Genomic DNA, 16,522 nt, shown 5'->3' on the forward strand with positions numbered 1-16,522 from the left:
CGCGTCGTAGCGAAATAGTAAATCAAACAATTAGCAGTGTGCCGGTCTATCCAACAACACTAATACGGGTCCAAAAGGGGAGCTATCATATGATCGTTATTACATCCAACCAAACACCTCAGGAACAGGTGAATGAGATTATTGCCGTGATTGAGAAGGAAGGCTTGCAGGTCCATCTCTCTGTAGGGGCTGACCATACCGTAATCGGACTGGTAGGGGGCGTCACTCCGAAGCTAGCCGAGCATCTTCGCCAGATGAAGGGCGTGGAGAATGTAGTTAAGATTACCAAATCCTATAAGCTGGCGAGCCGCGACTTCCATCCGGAGGATACGGTTATCGATATCCGCGGAGTGAAGATCGGCGGGGAGAATATGGTCGTTATGGGCGGTCCGTGTGCCGTGGAATCTCCGGAGCAGATCGATGAGATTGCCCGGCTGGTCAAGGCTTCCGGCGGCCAGGTACTGCGCGGAGGTGCCTTCAAGCCGCGTACCGGACCTTACAGCTTCCAAGGGGTTGGCGTGGAAGGGCTGACAATGATGGCGGAAGCCGGTAAACGTCACGGCCTGCTGACCATTACTGAGGTCATGACGCCGGAATACGTGGATATTTGTGCTGAGCATGCGGATATTCTGCAGGTAGGTACACGCAACATGCAGAACTTTGACCTGCTGCGCAAGCTGGGGACCTGCGGCCGTCCTGTGCTGTTGAAGCGCGGGTTCAGTGCGACCTATGATGAGCTGCTGAATGCGGCAGAATACATTCTCGCGGGGGGCAACCGGGATGTCATGCTGTGCGAGCGAGGCATCCGTACCTTCGAGACTTACACGCGTAACACGCTGGATCTGTCGGCCATTCCTGTGTTGCAGAACCTCAGCCATCTGCCTGTAATCTCTGACCCGAGCCACGGCACCGGACGCCGCGAACTGGTAGCCCCTATGGCCAAGGCCTCGGTTGCTGCAGGCGCCAACGGTCTGATCATCGAGATGCATACCGACCCCGATAACTCCATGACCGGAGACGGCGTTCAGTCTCTGTTCCCTGAGCAATTCGACAGCCTGCTGCGGGATCTGGAGAAGCTGGCACCGCTGGTGGGCCGCAAGTTCTCTCCGTCTCTGGAGGCTGCGCCTGTAGTATGATTGTCAACGAATAATGACTATTGAACAGCTCTCTTCTCCCGCTTCAGGCTGGAGGATGAGAGCTGTTTTTGCTGCATATTGGACAAAGGTGACATGGAATCCGGATGAAATTGGTATTTTCACCAAAGCGTCAGAATATCTCACATTGTCGCAAGAAATACCTGACATAAGCATTGACGATGTTAGGTATGCGATTTATAATGACGACAGCAAAAAAATAAAAACAAGAACATTTGATACGATGAGCGGCCTAATGTTCGGAATCTGGGGAGGAATTAAGCATGTCGGTTGAAAAAGTATTGCAGACGATCAAGGAAAACAATATCGAGTGGGTGGATTTCCGGTTTGTAGATTTGGGTGGACGTGCTCACCATATCTCTTTGCCAGCATCCGCAGTTGAAGAAGAAACCTTTGTAAATGGAGTAGCATTCGATGGTTCTTCCATTACAGGCTTCCGGGGGATTGAAGAGTCGGATATGGTAATGATGCCTGATCCAAGCACCACTTACATTGACCCGTTCACTGCTCACCCGACACTGAACATTATGTGCGACATTTTCACGCCTGATGGCGAACGTTATGAGCGCGACCCGCGCGGTATCGCAGTGAAGGCTGAAGAATTCCTGCAATCCAGCGGTGTAGGTACAGCAGCATTCTTCGCACCTGAATCCGAGTTCTTCATCTTCGACGATGTACGTTACGAGAGCGGAATGAACACTTCCTCCTTCTACGTAGATTCCGAAGAAGCAGCATGGAACACTGGCCGCAAGGAAGAAGGCGGCAACATGGCATTCAAGGTTGGCGTGAAGGGCGGATACGTGCCTGTAGCTCCAGTGGATTCCCAGCAGGATATCCGCAGTGAAATGTGCCGTTTGCTTGGTGAAGCGGGCCTCGAAATCGAGCGTCATCATCACGAAGTAGCAACAGCAGGCCAGGCGGAAATCAACTTCCGTTTCGACACCTTGAAGAAAACAGCTGATAATCTCCTCACTTACAAATACATTGTGCAGAACACTGCACGCCAATACGGCAAGGTAGCCACCTTCATGCCAAAACCGCTGTTCGGCGATAACGGTAGCGGAATGCACGTTCACCAATCGATCTTCAACGGCAGCGAGCCTTTGTTCTATGAAAAAGGTGCCTATGCCAACCTGAGTGAAATGGCGCTGCACTACATCGGCGGTATCCTGTATCATGCTCCTGCATTGATCGCGCTGACGAACCCAAGCACCAACTCGTTCAAGCGTCTGGTTCCTGGCTATGAAGCACCGGTCAACCTGGTCTATTCCAAGGGGAACCGTTCCGCTGCTGTCCGTATCCCGGTAGCTGCTGTAACACCTAAGGGCTGTCGCATCGAATTCCGTACACCAGACTCTACGGCTAACCCATACCTGGCCTTCTCCGCTATGCTGATGGCTGGTCTGGACGGAATTAAGAAGAAGATCAACCCTGAAGAAATGGGCTACGGTCCGCTGGACAAGAACATCTACGAATTGTCTGATGCAGACAAAGAGAAGATCCGCAGCGTTCCGGGTACCCTGGACGAAGCTCTGGATGCACTGGAGGCGGACTTCGAATTCTTGACAGAGGGCGGCGTATTCACCAAAGACTTCATCGATAACTATATCGCCCTGAAGCGTTCCGAAGCTCAAGCCGTTGCCATCCGCGTTCATCCGCATGAATACTCCCTGTACTTCGACGTATAAGCTTATAAGATAAGCTAGTGTAAAACTAGCTGGATAGAGAGGCCCCTGGAATCTTTTGATTCCGGGGGCTTTTTGTATTTATCGTGTAAACAAACTTCGGTGGCGGCTGATCGTGCTGGAGGGTGAGGTGGAAGGTGAAAGGTGAAAGGGATAGATCCCTCTGATTTAGCGGGGAGCTGGCAAATGAGCTAAATGAGGAGCACTAGTGCACCTGAATTCGGCCAAAGTGGGCAAATGAGCTAAATGAGGAGCATTAGTGCACCTGAATTCGATCAAAGTGGGCAAATGAGTTAAATGAGGAGCACTAGTGCACCTGAATTCGGAGAATGTGTGCTAGTTGAGCAAATGTGAAGCCCTGTTCTCATTTGTCGCAAATAGCTTAATATTGTGGTTTCGTAAATTTTCGTTACTAAAATAGTGTTAATGTAATAAAATTACAATTAAATGTGGTTCTCTGAGCTTTAGAGTATTAATTTTGCACATTAATCTCTGCTCATAAGTCACGAATAACGCTTTACAAAGGGAAATAACGGTGTAATAATGAAATCGAAACCGATTTCGGAAAGCGGTACCGGGCTTTGCGATTATGTGGTCATACGCAATCAAGAATACGTCTGCTGTTAGGAAAAGGGAGGATGAATGTATTGAAGGAGCAATCAAAGGTGTCAAGATCAGGCTGGAGCTTCACCGGGAATAACGGGGACTTTCGGCTGGAGCAGCCGGACCGGAGCAGCTTTTTATATTTTCCGCTGGTGAATGAAGGGGGCATGATGTCCTCGGTGAGTCCTAAGCTGCATGGTCAGGCCACTTCGGGCCATAATACCTTTCTGACACCGCCAATCTCGGTGGAGGATCTGCATAACTCCCGCGCCTCGCGCAATTTCTGGGTGTACATTGAAGGCAAGGGCGCCTGGTCGGGTGCCGGCAATTCTGCACGGCAGAATGCGGCGTTCTATGGCGAAGCAGCAGATGAATCCTTGCTGGAGGCAGGACTTCTGTGGCATCGGGTGACGCGGGAGAGTAAGGAGCTGGGGCTGAGAGCGGAGATCACAAGCTTCGTACCCTGCGGCAACGACAAGGTTGAGCTGATGAAGGTGGTACTTACGAACAGCGGTACAGAGGCGCTTACGCTGACATCTACAGCGGCTATTCCGTTGTATGCGCGTTCTGCGGATGATCTGCGCGATCACCGGCATGTCACCTCGCTGCTGAACCGGATCTATACTTCGGCGTATGGCGTAGAGGTGCAGCCTGCGCTGTCCTTCGACGAACGCGGCCACCGGGTGAATCATACTTCGTACGGGGTATTCGGGGCTGGTGAGGGCGGAGCGCTGCCAACCGGATTATTCCCGGTGCAGGAGGAATTCATCGGCGAGGGCGGAAGTCTGGACTGGCCGGAAGCGGTCGTGAACAATCTGGCGCCGCCGATTGGGGAGGATGGCGGAGTGCCTTGGGAAGGATATGAGGCGCTGGGTGGTTTGCGGTTCGCCGCAATCACTTTGGAGCCGGGTCAGAGTCATTCTTATGTCGTAGTCATGGCGATTGACAATGATAGAATCGATGTGCAGGCACTGATGGCCAAATATGGCTCTGCTGCGGCTTTTGACGCGTTGCTTGATGAGAATAAACGCTTCTGGGCGGATAAAGTCAATACGGTAGAATTCCATACCGGAGATCATGCCGCCGACGAATGGATGAAATGGGTCACGCTGCAGCCGGTGCTGCGCAGGCTATACGGCAACTCGTTCCTGCCTTACCACGATTATGGCAGAGGGGGACGCGGCTGGCGTGATCTCTGGCAGGATTGCCTGGCTCTGTTGATTATGGAGCCTGCGGATGTGCGCAGCCTGCTGCTGAACAACTATGCCGGAGTTCGAATTGACGGCAGCAATGCGACGATCATCGGGCAGCAGCCGGGCGAATTCATTGCCGACCGCAACAATATTCCCCGGGTCTGGATGGACCATGGTGCATGGCCGTTCCTGACTACCATGCTATACTTGGATCAGAGCGGGGATCTGGACTTCCTGCTGCAGGAGCAGACTTATTTCCGTGATACCTTCATGAACCGCTGTAAGGACCGCGACGCCTCCTGGGAGCCGGGGGCAGGAAGCAATCTGCGGACAACTGCGGGCGAAGAGTATACAGGTACTATTCTGGAGCATATCCTGCTGCAGAATCTGGTTCCTTTCTTCAATGTGGGTGAGCACAATAACATCCTTCTGGAAGGCGCAGACTGGAACGATGGCCTCGATATGGCAGCACAGCGGGGCGAAAGTGTTACATTCACAGCCTTCTATGCCAGCAACCTGCTCGATCTGTCCAAACTGCTGGTTACCCTGAAGGAACGGACTGGCGGAGATACGCTGGAGCTGGCCGAAGAGATGGTGCTGCTGCTTGACTCGCTCGGCCAAGCTGTCGATTATGAATCGGTGACGGCCAAGCATGAGCTGCTCAGCCGCTTCTATGCTGCTGCACCGAATAAGGTGAGCGGGGTAAGAGCCGTGCTGACGCTTGAAGAGGTTGCAGCAGATCTCGCCCGTAAGGCGGAATGGATCTTCGATCACCTGCGCCGCAATGAATGGGTAGAGAGCGGACACGGTGACGGCTGGTTCAACGGCTATTATAATAATGACGGTGAACGTGTAGAAGGGGAATGGGCGGAGAGCACACGGATGACGCTTACCGGTCAGGTCTTCCCGCTCCTCGGGCACGCTGCTGCTCCAGAGCAGATTCCTGCGATCATCTCTGCGGTAGAGCGCAATCTGTACGATGAGAAAATCGGCTACCGTCTGAACAGCAACTTCGGCGGCATTCAGCAGAATCTGGGCCGGGCATTCGGCTTCGCCTTCGGACACAAGGAGAACGGAGCCATGTTCAGCCACATGACCGTTATGTACGGCAATGCGCTGTATAAGCGCGGATACGTCAAAGAAGGCCGCAAGGTGCTGGATTCACTGTATAATCTGAGTGCGAACTTCGAGGTGAGCCGGATGTATCCCGGAATTCCGGAATATATCAATGAGCAGGGCAGAGGAATGTATACGTATCTGACAGGCTCGGCAAGCTGGCTGCTGCTGACGATGGTAACTGAGGTATTTGGCGTCAAAGGCAAGCTCGGCGACCTGCTGCTGCAGCCGAAGCTGGTGAATGAACAGTTTGACGGCGATAAAAGCGCCTCGATCAAGACTATCTTTGCCGGACGCGAGCTGAAAGTCGTCTATATGGCCTCTGGAAGCACGGAATACGGAGAGTATCAAATACACGCAGTCCGCTTGAACGGGGCTGAGGTAACGCTTCAGCGCGTCTCAGAGGGTGCTATGATTCCACGCAGCCTGTTGACAGACCTGCCTGAAGGAGAAATTCATCTGCTGGAGGTAGAGCTGGCCTAAAGCCGGAGCTGCTGAATTCTATCGCCTGCTCTGCCGGTCCTCGCGGAGCAGGCGTTTTAATATCCAAATAACCCGTATAGAATGGGCTTGGAAATGCTATGATAGGATGTGCTGCGTCCAACCAGGACAGAAAGGAAAGAGATCAATGACACGTATACTATCCAATGGAGTACTGACCGTAGAGATTGCTGATGTGGGAGCCTATGGAGGCACCCGTTTTGACTGGACAGGATTTATTACAGGCGTGAAGCTGGACGAGGGCGGGCATACCTTTTGTGTTCCGGAAAGTCTGGTGCCTGGGCAGGGTACTGGAGGGATAGGCCTCTGCAATGAGTTTGGCATTTCCCGGGCAATTGGTTATGAAGATGCTGCTCCTGGGGAATGGTTCCCCAAGCCCGGCATCGGGCTGCTGCAGAAGCAAAGTGATGAGCCTTATTCATTCGTCGGGGAGTATCCGCTTAAGCCATTCCCGATCACTGAAGAGTGGAGCGAAGACTCGGTTACATACACTGTGCAGCCGCTGGAATGCCGGGGCTACAGCATGCGGCTGGTCAAGACATTGAAGCTTGAAGATAACCGGCTGGATATTTCCTACAGGATAGAGAATACAGGGACCGAAGCGCTGCGGATTGAAGAGTATATCCATAATTTTGTCGGCATTGATGGGGCGCTGGTAGGGACGGATTATGAGCTTAGGCTGCCGGGAACGCCCCAGATCGTGGCCCCGGAATCGGCGTATACGGAGAATTTGCTCAGCATAGACGGGAATAGCCTGACATGGGCCGGGGAACCGGACCGCCAATTCTATTGCAGACTCGAAGGCTGGGAGCAGGCGGAGGCGGACTATTACTGGGAGCTGATCCATAAGCCTACTGGGGCCTGCATCAGAGAGAGCGGAGATTTCGCAGCTGAGCGGATTGCGCTGTGGGGAGACAAGCATGTAATTTCACCCGAGGTTTTTGCAGACATCACTATTTTACCGCGTCACAGCAAGGGTTGGAGCCGCAGCTACCTGTTTTCAGCCTCCTGATTGCGGCCTAGCTTACCTCATATGTGAATAATTATACTTGCTGGTGTTTATCGTTATCTGCTATCATAGCGATATCCATATTCATAGGAGAGAAAGGGTGGGAGTTATTTTGAGCAAGAGAGCATACAATTTTAATGCCGGTCCGGCCGCATTGCCGCTGGCAGTATTGGAACGTGCACAGGCGGAGTTCGTTGAATTCCGGGAGAGCGGAATGTCCATTATGGAGATGTCGCACCGCGGGGCGATATACGAATCCGTGCATAATGAAGCTCAGGAACGCCTGCTTTCGCTCCTCGGCAATCCGCAGGGCTACAAGGTATTGTTCATCCAGGGCGGAGCAAGCACACAGTTCGCCATGGTTCCGATGAACCTTATCGCTGAAGGCCAGGTCGGCAGTTATGTCATGACAGGAAGCTGGGCGGACAAAGCCCTGAAGGAAGCCAAGCTGACAGGCGGCGGTCATGTAGCCGCATCCTCCGCAGACAAGAAATTCCTGGCTATTCCTGAGCTTAGCAGCATCAAGGCTGCAGACAATGCCGCTTACCTGCATATCACCTCGAATGAGACGATTGAAGGCACGCAGTATGCACAGTATCCTGATGCCGGTAACATTCCGCTGGTTGCCGATATGTCCAGTGATATTCTGAGCCGCGACTTCGATGTGAACCAATTCGGTCTGATCTATGCCGGTGCACAGAAGAATCTCGGACCGTCGGGCGTTACCGTAGTGATTGCCAAGGAAGAGCTGATCGCAAGTTCTCCGGCGAATATTCCGACGATTCTGCGGTATGATACTCATTACAAGAACAACTCTCTCTACAATACGCCGCCATCCTTCTCTGTATATATGGTTAACGAAGTGTTAAAATGGATTGAGGAACAGGGCGGGCTTGCCGGCACTGAAGCCAAGAACCGTGACAAAGCAGGTCTCCTGTATGATTATATCGACGGCAGCGACGGCTTCTACCGCGGAGTTGCGGAAGAAGGCAGCCGTTCCATCATGAATGTAACGTTCCGGATGCAATCGGAGGAGCTGGAGAAGCAGTTCATCAAAGCTTCCGAAGCGGAAGGCTTTGTTGGCCTCAAGGGACACCGCAGCGTAGGCGGCTTACGGGCTTCGATCTACAACGCAGTCCCACATGAGAGCGTTAAGGCGCTGGCTGATTTCATGAAGCATTTCCGGCAAACTCAAGGGTAATGAAAGAATGTTCCTGACCTTCCGCCTTGCAGCGGAAGGTTTCTTCTTGCCCGCAGCCAGGATCATAGAGCCTGGCCTGTGTCCGGCCTGTATCTGCAAGCAGCATCAAGAATACACCACAGGGCCATGGAGGACACGGCGGATACTTACTCCGCCGCACTCCTTAAGACCCTACAGAGAGGAAGCATTCGTATTATGGCATTACACATTGTGCTGGTGGAACCGGAAATACCGGCGAATACCGGCAATATCGCCCGTACCTGTGCGGCCACAGGAACCCATCTCCATCTCGTGCACCCGCTGGGCTTCCGCACAGACGATGCTACGCTGAAGCGTGCCGGACTCGATTATTGGCATGCAGTGAATATTGAATATCATAATTCCTTCAGTGAAGTTTTGGAGAAGTATCAGGAAGGGCGGTTCTTCTACGCGACCACCAAGGCCAAGAAGCGCTATAGCGATTTCGCCTTCCGGGATGGAGACTTCTTCGTGTTCGGGAAAGAAACCAAGGGGTTGCCGGCAGAGATCCTGGAGGCTGGTCAGGAAACGGCGATGCGGATGCCGATGAGCGAGGCGGTCAGATCGCTTAATTTGTCCAATTCGGCAGCGATTGTGGTCTATGAAGCGCTCCGGCAGCTCGATTTCCCACAACTTTTCTAAAAGTTGACATCATTTTTTATTTTTTTCAGCAGGATTCGACATTTTAGTAACGAAATAGTTGATTAGTGCCGAAGAAAGTAATAGGGTACGTGAACTTGGATGTCAGAAATGGCACTACTAATCATAAGTTGAACAGGAGAGTGTAAGTTAGATATGAAACCTGCTGGCGTTGTACGTAAAGTAGATCAGCTGGGTAGAATTGTTCTGCCTAAGTCTCTGCGTAAAAGGTATCAAATGAATGAAGGTGATCCTGTAGAAATTCTTGTTCAGGGCGACCACATTATTCTGGAGCGTTACCGTCCGAAGTGTGTCTTCTGCGGATCTATGGAAGGCGTAAGCGAATATAAAGACCGTTACATTTGTTCAAGCTGCCTTACCGAGATGACCCAACTGCCAAAACACGCGTAAGCGTAGAGCGCATCAATTATCTACATAGGGTAAAACGCGTAAGCGCGTCTTATAACATGGATGCTGGTTGGACTCGGCTTCAGTGAATAGTGAAGAACACAAAAAGAGCGCCGCACACATCCGTGCGGTGCTCCTTTTTGTGGTATACGTCCATCAGATTGTTCGCGGAGGGCGGGTCACAGCCCCTTAGTCTTGTCGTCGTTGTAGGAAGAAGTAAGAATACCAGCCAGAAACAGTACAAATACCAGGGTCACGATCCAAAAAGTCAGGGAGAACGACATGCAGGCACCTCCATTATTGACGATCTTCGTTACCCTGAGTATACCCTTTTAATCTGTAAAAATAAATGAAAATGTGATATTTAGCATTGACGGTTATACTCGGAATTACTTGAAGAACAAGAAGTTGGTTGGGACACGGCGCAAATTGCCGTCGGAAGGCTTGTTAATGACCTTGCCGCGGAAAATCATGGACGATGAGCCGCCGCCGTCCAGGTTATAAGCATCGATGACGCCGAGATTGTACAGCTTATCCTGCAGCTCAGCCAGTGTTGCTCCCGAGTTACCGTTCTCGTTATATCCGTCAGCGACCAGAATCAGCAGCTGATTATCCTTGTAGTTGCCGATGATGGTCCGCGGTGCCCGCTTCGGGGCCAGCTGCCATTTCAGCGGAATGGCTGTCTTGCTCTGATTCTTCAGCAGCACAGGGACGAAGGTTGCTCCGAATACCGGCTCCAGCTGATCGAGCTGGTCACGACTGGTGAATTTGCCGCCGATCAGCTGGCCGGATTTGTTCAGGCCGACGAAGCTGAGATCCTTGTAGCTGGGCTCGAAGCCGTACAGATATTCTCCGCCGACGATGGTGGTCGAGAGCGGATAACGCTTGCCGTTCTGATCAGCGAAGCCGCCGGCATTAATGCCGGCCGAGGCACCGTAGCGGTTCACGGCCTGCAGTGTGGTCTCGGAAGCGCCCGTGCCGTCACCGGCCAGGCTCATCTTCATGGCTGAGGTATCCTTCAGCTTAATCTTCATTGCGTATGCTGTATAATTGCCGGGGTTCAGCCGGTATAATTCAATGGTAATCCGGTCGCTGCTGATCACATCGGCAGGAATGCCGAGCCGGGAACTAATCCGGCGGTTGTAGATCCGCTCAGGACGGGAGGTCTGGGCCGTTGCTGTGCTGACCAGTGTGTTCATAGCGTTCGTGGTCTGCTTGTAGAGCTGTGCGCTGGTACCGATAGAGTCTATGGTGTAAGCGGCATAGCTCTTGGCCACAGCCAGGTCCTGCTTCAATTGCGCGGTTTCATTCACGGGTCCGGGGTCAGCTGCGAAGGGGGCGGTATTCAGCTTAAGCTCAAGCGGAGGCTGGTACAGCCACAGACAGAGCAGCAGTCCGAACAATGGAGCGGTCAGGAGCATGAAGAACCGGTTCACTCTTTTGACAGGAGTCATCATTTCAGCAGATCCATCTCTTTCTTGAGCGTATCAAGCTGTTTCTTGACCTCGCTTAATTGCGTGTACAGCTTGTTGCTGTTGTCCGTCTTGTTACTGGCATTATCCTTGGTGAAGGTCAGCAGCTCGTTGAACGTCTGCACGGTGCTCTGAAGCTCCTTCACTTGTTCTGACAGGACGGCGATCTTCGACTCGTAGTCGGTCTTCAAAACGGTAAGCTGCTGCTGGCTTTGAGATCCAAGCTCGCTCAGCACCTGATCCTTCAGATGATTGGTGTAGCTGTACACGGCATATACGCCGGCTGTGATCATCAGAATCCAGAACAGTAGAAACCATTTGACGGACGAGCCGCTTCTCTCTGCACTCCGGCGAGAGTGTACCCGGGTCGATTCCGCTAGCGGTTGCATTTCATCACCTCAAGCCATATTTTTTCAAGTTCTCATTCTATCAGACTTTCAGGTTTTTCGCAAAAGTGAAAGAGCCGCGCAGAAACGACAAAAAGTAATTGCATCCTGTTAAACTACTGCGATACAATTTCTATAGATTGGAATATCTGATGGACGTATTCAAGGTAAAAGTAGGAAGAATAGACTTATGACAGCATAGATCCTTGCTTGCGTGTTGACAGGAAACGCTTACAGCGCTTTCCATTCTGGAAAATTATATAGATAGCAGGAGGTCTGGGCATTAATGACGAAGGTCTGGCAGGTGGTCATCGTGGGATGTCATCCCACAAGTATGCTGGGAACAAAATTAATTCTGGAAGATGAGGAGGGACTGACGGTAGACGGCATGTTCGCTACCTGGGAAGAATGTCTCGCGGGCATGGAGGAATTAAGGCCTGATCTGGTGCTGAGTGATTATCAAATGCATGACGGAACCGTAGAGCAGGTGCTGCCGGACATGAAAAAAAGCTCACCGTGCTCCCACATTATTATCATGACGGAGGAGAACGATAAGGAGATATTCCTGCCCCTGATTGAACTGGGAGCGAGCGGGGTATTGTCGAAGGGAGCCACTCCGGATCAGCTTCTGCAGATGATCCGCGGCATCCGCGAAGGGTTCCTCTCCATTCCGCTGGAATGGATCGAAAAGGGCTTCCGTCCGGTAGCCTCCTCCAGAGGGTTGGAAGGCGTCTTGCAGCTGACACAGACGGAGATGTTCATCATGGAACGCATTGTGCAAGGAATTACATACGACAAAATCGCACTTGAAATTGAAGTCAGCCGCCGTTCGATCGATAACTACCTGCGCAAGATTTATGTGAAGCTGGAAGTATCGACAAGAGCGCAGGCAATTGAGAAGTTCGCGCTTTTCTCAAGACAGAACAAGCAAATCTACGCATAATCCCTGTATTACGACATAATGGCGTCAGGACTGGAATATTCTTAAACCAGATAAAGGGGGGAAGCGTATGAAGTATGAGTTTTCTTCGCGCGCACATACATTGTTATCTTCACCGCTGCTGAGTATCCGTAAGGAGACACGCCGGGGTACGCTGATCTCGCTGGCAGAGGAGCTCCCGGCAGAAGAATTATTTCCGCTGTCACTGCTGTCTGAGGCGGCATCTACCGTGATCTCCACAGATGCAAGTGCGCTGCAGTACGGGGAGCCTGAAGGGTATGGCCCGCTCCGCGAATGGCTGACCGGAGATTGGCTCCACAGCAAAGGGGTGGCGGTAACCGAAGGCGGAGTGCTGCTGACAACGGGCAGCCAGCAGGCCATCGATCTGCTGTCCAGGGTGTACATCGATCCAGGGGATCATGTGCTGGTTGAGAATCCGACTTCTCCCGGTATTCTGCAGGCGCTGCGGATGCAGGGAGCCGTCATTATTCCGGTCCAGGGGGATGGGGACGGCCTGCTGCCGGATCATCTGCGCCGAACGATCCGCAGCTATAGGCCCAAGATGCTGTTCGCTGCGCCAAGCTTCACCAACCCCAGCGGAGTACTCTGGAGCCTTGCCCGGCGGCAAGAGATTCTGGAGCTGTGTATCTCACATAATGTGCTGATCGTAGAGGATGATTCCTATGGCGATCTGCACTTCCAGCGGAGTGAGGGCCACCCCTCCAAGAAATATCCTACTCTATATGCGCTGGAGAATGTCAGCGAGGGCGGGCATGTGCTGTACATCGGCTCCTTCAGCAAGACGGTCGCGCCGGCGCTGCGGACGGGCTGGGCGGCGGGAAGCCGTGAGCTGATCGGCATGATGGCTGCCGCCAAGCAGATGGCGGACTGGCAGTCCAGCTCGCTGAACCAGCGCCTGCTGCATCATCTGCTCAGTGTGTCGGCCTTTGATCTGCGGGAGCATATCGCGCTGCTGAACCGCGAATACAATACCCGCCTGAAGCTGATGGCGGAGCTGCTGAAGCGTCCGGCCTGGAAGCATAGTGTGTATGATATGCCGGCCGGCGGCATGTTCCTCTGGGTATCGCTGCCTGAAGGCCTGGACGCGATGGCTCTGCTGCGGGCTTCGCTGTCTAAGGGGGTAGCCTTCCTGCCTGGCCCGCTCTGCAGTGTAAGCGGAGGCTCGGACCGTATCCGGCTCAACTTCAGCCATCCCGGCCGCGATGAGCTGCTGCTTGGAATGAATCTGATGAGCGAAGCGGTGACCGAGTTCACGGCGCGCAGCTAGGGGAGAAGGAACGGGCGCAAATATGAGCTTCACAGAAATTGAGTAGATTTTCATTTGAATTTTGCTGGATGCTATGTTAGGCTGGAGTCAATTAAATCTTCCATAAACACATCGTTTACTGGATTGTTACTGGCCGTGCCAGGCAAAACCTAAACTGATGGTGACTGATTTGAACCCGTTCGCCGGGCTCGATGATCTTGCCATAGGTTTAGGTTTTTCTGTTATATAGGCCATGCAGAAAGATCATAATGAAAGGGGTAAGGACTATGGCTACAGTACTTAACGGATTTCCTGAGCATTTCTTATGGGGCGGGGCAACCGCTGCCAATCAGCTGGAGGGCGCTTTTGATCAGGGGGGCAAAGGGCTGTCAACCGCAGATATGATCGCCTTCGTGCCAAAGGATAAGCGCACAGGGGATCATTCGATGGAGATCTCTTCGGAGCGTATCGCCCGGATTCTTGCCGGAGAGACGGATGACTGGTTCCCGAAACGCGAAGGCGTTGACTTCTATCACCGCTACAAGGAGGACATTGCTCTATTCGCCGAAATGGGCTTCAAGGTGTTCCGGCTGTCGATTAACTGGGCACGGATCTTCCCGAACGGCGATGATGCCGAGCCTAACGAGCAGGGTCTGCAATTCTACGACGATGTATTCGATGAACTGTTGAAATACGGCATTGAGCCGCTGGTTACTCTCTCGCACTATGAGACTCCGCTCGGTCTTACACAGAAGTATAACGGCTGGGCCAGCCGTGAAGTGGTCGGCTTCTATGTGAAGTATGCTGAGACTGTATTTACACGTTACCGGAAAAAAGTAAAGTACTGGCTGACCTTCAACGAGATCAATGTCATGCTGTTCAGCCCGTATACCGGAGGCGGTATTCTTACAGACCGCGTGGAGAACAAGCTGCAAGCGGTCTTTCAGGGGCTGCACCATCAGTTCGTAGCAAGCGCCCTGGTTACCAGACTCGGACATGAGATTATTCCAGGCTCGCAGATTGGCTGTATGCTGGCCCGTATGGAGAGCTACGCGCATACCTGCAATCCGGCGGATGTACGTAAGAGACAGCAGGAGGACCAGCTGAATCTGTTCTTCACGGATGTGCATGCGCGCGGCAAGTACCCGCGTTATATGAACCGTTATTTTGCCGAGAACCATATTGAGATTGTCCGTGAACCGGGGGATGATGAGCTTCTTGCTGCGAATACAGTAGATTTCATCTCGTTCAGCTATTATATGACGCTTACGGTGTCCGCAGGTCCGGAGGGTGAGGCGACTGAAGGAAACCTGCTGGGCGGCATCAAGAACCCGTATCTGAAGGCCTCCGACTGGGGCTGGCAGATTGATCCTGTGGGTCTGCGCATTACCCTGAATAACCTGTACGACCGTTACCAGAAGCCGTTGTTCATCGTAGAGAACGGGCTGGGCGCATATGACAAGGTGGAGGAAGACGGATCGATCCATGACCATTACCGGATTGATTATTTGCGGGAACACATCAAGGAGATGAAGGAAGCGGTTAAGGACGGCGTGGAGCTGATGGGCTATACGGCCTGGGGCCCGATTGACCTGGTGAGCATGTCGACCTCGGAAATGTCCAAGCGCTACGGCTTCATCTACGTAGACCTGGACGACACGGGAAGCGGCACGCTGAACCGCAGTAAGAAGGATTCTTTTGAGTGGTACAAGCAGGTGATTTCGTCGAACGGTGAAATATTGTAGGTGAAATGGGGCAAGCTTAAGAAGCACAGGCCTTAATAAACCGTTTTCATAAAAGTGTTGTCATATTAACAATGATATGCTAAGATGCTGCTACAGGTAGAATAACTGGATTGTTACTGTTCATTCAGGCAAAACCAGAAACGGGCACTCTTTTGATGCCGTTTTGGTTTTGCCTTTTTTAATACGATAATGTTGTATCCCCGCGCCTGCGGGGGGATTTTATTACTCTGACGGTGTAAGGTGATGGAATGAAAATTGCTAAGGTGCTCAACAACAATGTGGTCACCGTACTCGATGCCAGCGGGAAGGAACGGGTCGTAATGGGCCGCGGTATCGCCTTCAAGAAGCAGGCCGGGGATGATGTTGAGGATGCTCAGGTCGAGAAGGTATTCGCCCTGGAGAATAAAGAAGGTTCACAGAAGCTGATGTCGCTTCTCTCGGAGATCCCGCTGGAATATGTGGAATGCACCGATGAAGTGATCCGTTATGCCGAGACGGTGCTCGGGGAGAAGCTGCATGACAGCATCTATATCTCACTGACGGACCATATCCATTTCGCCATCGACCGCCACCGTCAGGGGCTTCAAATCAAGAATGCACTGCTGTGGGAAATCAAGCGGATGTACCGTAAGGAGTTCTCCATTGGACTCAAGGCGCTGCAAATTATCGAGGAACGGCTTGGGGTTCTGCTGCCGGAGGACGAGTGCGCTTTCATCGCGATGCATCTGGTTAATGCGCAGATGAACGGTGAGATGCGGGAGACGGTAAGTATCACGAATATCGTGAAGGACATCTTGAATATTGTCCGGCGGAGCTTCCTGATTGAGCTGGATGAAGAATCACTCGGGTATTACCGCTTCCTGACCCATCTGAAGTTCTTTGCGCAGCGGGTGGTTCAGGGCACTCCGATGGAGGAGCGGGACCAGGATCATGCGCTGCATGATCTGGTCATGAAGCAGTACCCGGCTGCCCATGCGGTTGCGGTGAAGATAGCGGACTATTCCCGCAAGATATACAAACGGGTCTTGTCCAAGGAAGAAATATTGTATCTGACCATTCATATTGAACGGATTATCCGTAATGAGGATATAACAGAATAATGTGGTGCAGGATTGCTACTCGGAACAGAGGCAAAACCTAAACCCGGACAGTGCTGGAGGCAGAAGACTGCCTTTCCCCGCTGAT

General features: G+C 52.4%; 14 protein-coding genes. 12 read left to right on the top strand and 2 right to left on the bottom strand.

Annotated features, from left to right (window positions below):
* Positions 1–89 precede the first annotated feature (89 nt).
* The 8 genes from aroF (at position 90) to NST69_RS07590 (ending at position 9,530) form a co-directional block, all read left to right on the top strand.
* Positions 90–1,136 carry a 3-deoxy-7-phosphoheptulonate synthase gene (gene aroF, locus NST69_RS07555; protein ID WP_036722366.1) on the top strand — a complete coding sequence of 349 codons (1,047 nt, stop codon included), beginning with the start codon at positions 90–92 and terminating at the stop codon, positions 1,134–1,136.
* Between the two features lie 13 nt (positions 1,137–1,149).
* The gene (locus NST69_RS07560) at positions 1,150–1,428 is read left to right on the top strand and encodes a hypothetical protein (protein WP_076079776.1); all 279 of its coding nucleotides are present in this window, start codon (positions 1,150–1,152) and stop codon (positions 1,426–1,428) included.
* Complete coding sequence (glnA, locus tag NST69_RS07565; RefSeq protein ID WP_036722362.1) at positions 1,418–2,842, top strand: type I glutamate--ammonia ligase; 1,425 nt, start codon at positions 1,418–1,420, stop codon at positions 2,840–2,842. The genes NST69_RS07560 and glnA overlap by 11 nt, the downstream gene beginning before the upstream one ends.
* Positions 2,843–3,486: 644 nt before the next feature.
* Positions 3,487–6,234: a cellobiose phosphorylase gene (locus NST69_RS07570; RefSeq protein WP_342548908.1), complete on the top strand. Its 2,748-nt coding sequence runs from the start codon at positions 3,487–3,489 to the stop codon at positions 6,232–6,234.
* Between the two features lie 145 nt (positions 6,235–6,379).
* Positions 6,380–7,264 carry a hypothetical protein gene (locus NST69_RS07575; RefSeq protein WP_036722361.1) on the top strand — a complete coding sequence of 295 codons (885 nt, stop codon included), beginning with the start codon at positions 6,380–6,382 and terminating at the stop codon, positions 7,262–7,264.
* A gap of 106 nt (positions 7,265–7,370) precedes the next feature.
* Complete coding sequence (gene serC / locus NST69_RS07580; RefSeq protein WP_036722639.1) at positions 7,371–8,462, top strand: 3-phosphoserine/phosphohydroxythreonine transaminase; 1,092 nt, start codon at positions 7,371–7,373, stop codon at positions 8,460–8,462.
* Positions 8,463–8,657: 195 nt separating this feature from the next.
* Positions 8,658–9,122, top strand: a complete 465-nt coding sequence (gene trmL, locus NST69_RS07585; RefSeq protein WP_036697752.1) for a tRNA (uridine(34)/cytosine(34)/5-carboxymethylaminomethyluridine(34)-2'-O)-methyltransferase TrmL — start codon at positions 8,658–8,660, stop codon at positions 9,120–9,122.
* Between the two features lie 153 nt (positions 9,123–9,275).
* Positions 9,276–9,530, top strand: a complete 255-nt coding sequence (locus NST69_RS07590; protein WP_036697751.1) for an AbrB/MazE/SpoVT family DNA-binding domain-containing protein — start codon at positions 9,276–9,278, stop codon at positions 9,528–9,530.
* A 386-nt stretch (positions 9,531–9,916) separates the two neighbouring features.
* Here the strand turns inward: NST69_RS07590 and NST69_RS07595 are convergent, their stop codons facing one another.
* Both NST69_RS07595 and NST69_RS07600 read right to left on the bottom strand, forming a co-directional pair.
* Entirely contained in the window at positions 9,917–10,984 is a 1,068-nt protein-coding gene (locus NST69_RS07595; protein ID WP_209872933.1) for a phosphodiester glycosidase family protein, read from the bottom strand.
* Positions 10,981–11,388 (bottom strand): hypothetical protein, encoded by a 408-nt coding sequence (locus NST69_RS07600; RefSeq protein ID WP_036722356.1) that lies wholly within the window; start codon positions 11,386–11,388, stop codon positions 10,981–10,983. The genes NST69_RS07595 and NST69_RS07600 overlap by 4 nt, the downstream gene beginning before the upstream one ends.
* A 283-nt stretch (positions 11,389–11,671) precedes the next feature.
* Here NST69_RS07600 and NST69_RS07605 point away from each other — a divergent pair, with 283 nt between their 5' ends.
* The 4 genes from NST69_RS07605 to NST69_RS07620 all read left to right on the top strand — a co-directional run bounded on the left by NST69_RS07605 (position 11,672) and on the right by NST69_RS07620 (position 16,437).
* A complete protein-coding gene (locus NST69_RS07605; RefSeq protein WP_036722353.1) occupies positions 11,672–12,328 on the top strand; it encodes a response regulator transcription factor in 657 nt (218 codons plus the stop codon).
* Positions 12,329–12,395: 67 nt separating this feature from the next.
* On the top strand, positions 12,396–13,613 hold the full coding sequence (locus NST69_RS07610; protein ID WP_036722351.1) for a PLP-dependent aminotransferase family protein: 1,218 nt from the start codon (positions 12,396–12,398) through the stop codon (positions 13,611–13,613).
* 266 nt (positions 13,614–13,879) lie between these two features.
* Positions 13,880–15,337: a 6-phospho-beta-glucosidase gene (locus NST69_RS07615; protein ID WP_209872927.1), complete on the top strand. Its 1,458-nt coding sequence runs from the start codon at positions 13,880–13,882 to the stop codon at positions 15,335–15,337.
* Between the two features lie 248 nt (positions 15,338–15,585).
* Positions 15,586–16,437, top strand: a complete 852-nt coding sequence (locus tag NST69_RS07620; RefSeq protein WP_209872925.1) for a PRD domain-containing protein — start codon at positions 15,586–15,588, stop codon at positions 16,435–16,437.
* Positions 16,438–16,522 lie beyond the last annotated feature (85 nt).

This window comes from Paenibacillus sp. FSL P2-0089, from assembly GCF_038595095.1.
Taxonomy (GTDB): Bacteria; Bacillota; Bacilli; order Paenibacillales; family Paenibacillaceae; genus Paenibacillus_AQ; species Paenibacillus_AQ silagei.

Excerpts from the sequence above, each read along its gene's own strand:
- aroF (WP_036722366.1), top strand. The coding sequence starts at position 90 with ATGATCGTTATTACATCCAACCAAACACCTCAGGAACAGGTGAATGAG.
- NST69_RS07560 (WP_076079776.1), top strand. The coding sequence starts at position 1,150 with ATGACTATTGAACAGCTCTCTTCTCCCGCTTCAGGCTGGAGGATGAGA.
- glnA (WP_036722362.1), top strand. The coding sequence starts at position 1,418 with ATGTCGGTTGAAAAAGTATTGCAGACGATCAAGGAAAACAATATCGAG.
- NST69_RS07575 (WP_036722361.1), top strand. The coding sequence starts at position 6,380 with ATGACACGTATACTATCCAATGGAGTACTGACCGTAGAGATTGCTGAT.
- trmL (WP_036697752.1), top strand. The coding sequence starts at position 8,658 with ATGGCATTACACATTGTGCTGGTGGAACCGGAAATACCGGCGAATACC.
- NST69_RS07590 (WP_036697751.1), top strand. The coding sequence starts at position 9,276 with ATGAAACCTGCTGGCGTTGTACGTAAAGTAGATCAGCTGGGTAGAATT.
- NST69_RS07595 (WP_209872933.1), bottom strand. The coding sequence starts at position 10,984 with ATGATGACTCCTGTCAAAAGAGTGAACCGGTTCTTCATGCTCCTGACC.
- NST69_RS07600 (WP_036722356.1), bottom strand. The coding sequence starts at position 11,388 with ATGCAACCGCTAGCGGAATCGACCCGGGTACACTCTCGCCGGAGTGCA.
- NST69_RS07605 (WP_036722353.1), top strand. The coding sequence starts at position 11,672 with ATGACGAAGGTCTGGCAGGTGGTCATCGTGGGATGTCATCCCACAAGT.
- NST69_RS07610 (WP_036722351.1), top strand. The coding sequence starts at position 12,396 with ATGAAGTATGAGTTTTCTTCGCGCGCACATACATTGTTATCTTCACCG.
- NST69_RS07615 (WP_209872927.1), top strand. The coding sequence starts at position 13,880 with ATGGCTACAGTACTTAACGGATTTCCTGAGCATTTCTTATGGGGCGGG.
- NST69_RS07620 (WP_209872925.1), top strand. The coding sequence starts at position 15,586 with ATGAAAATTGCTAAGGTGCTCAACAACAATGTGGTCACCGTACTCGAT.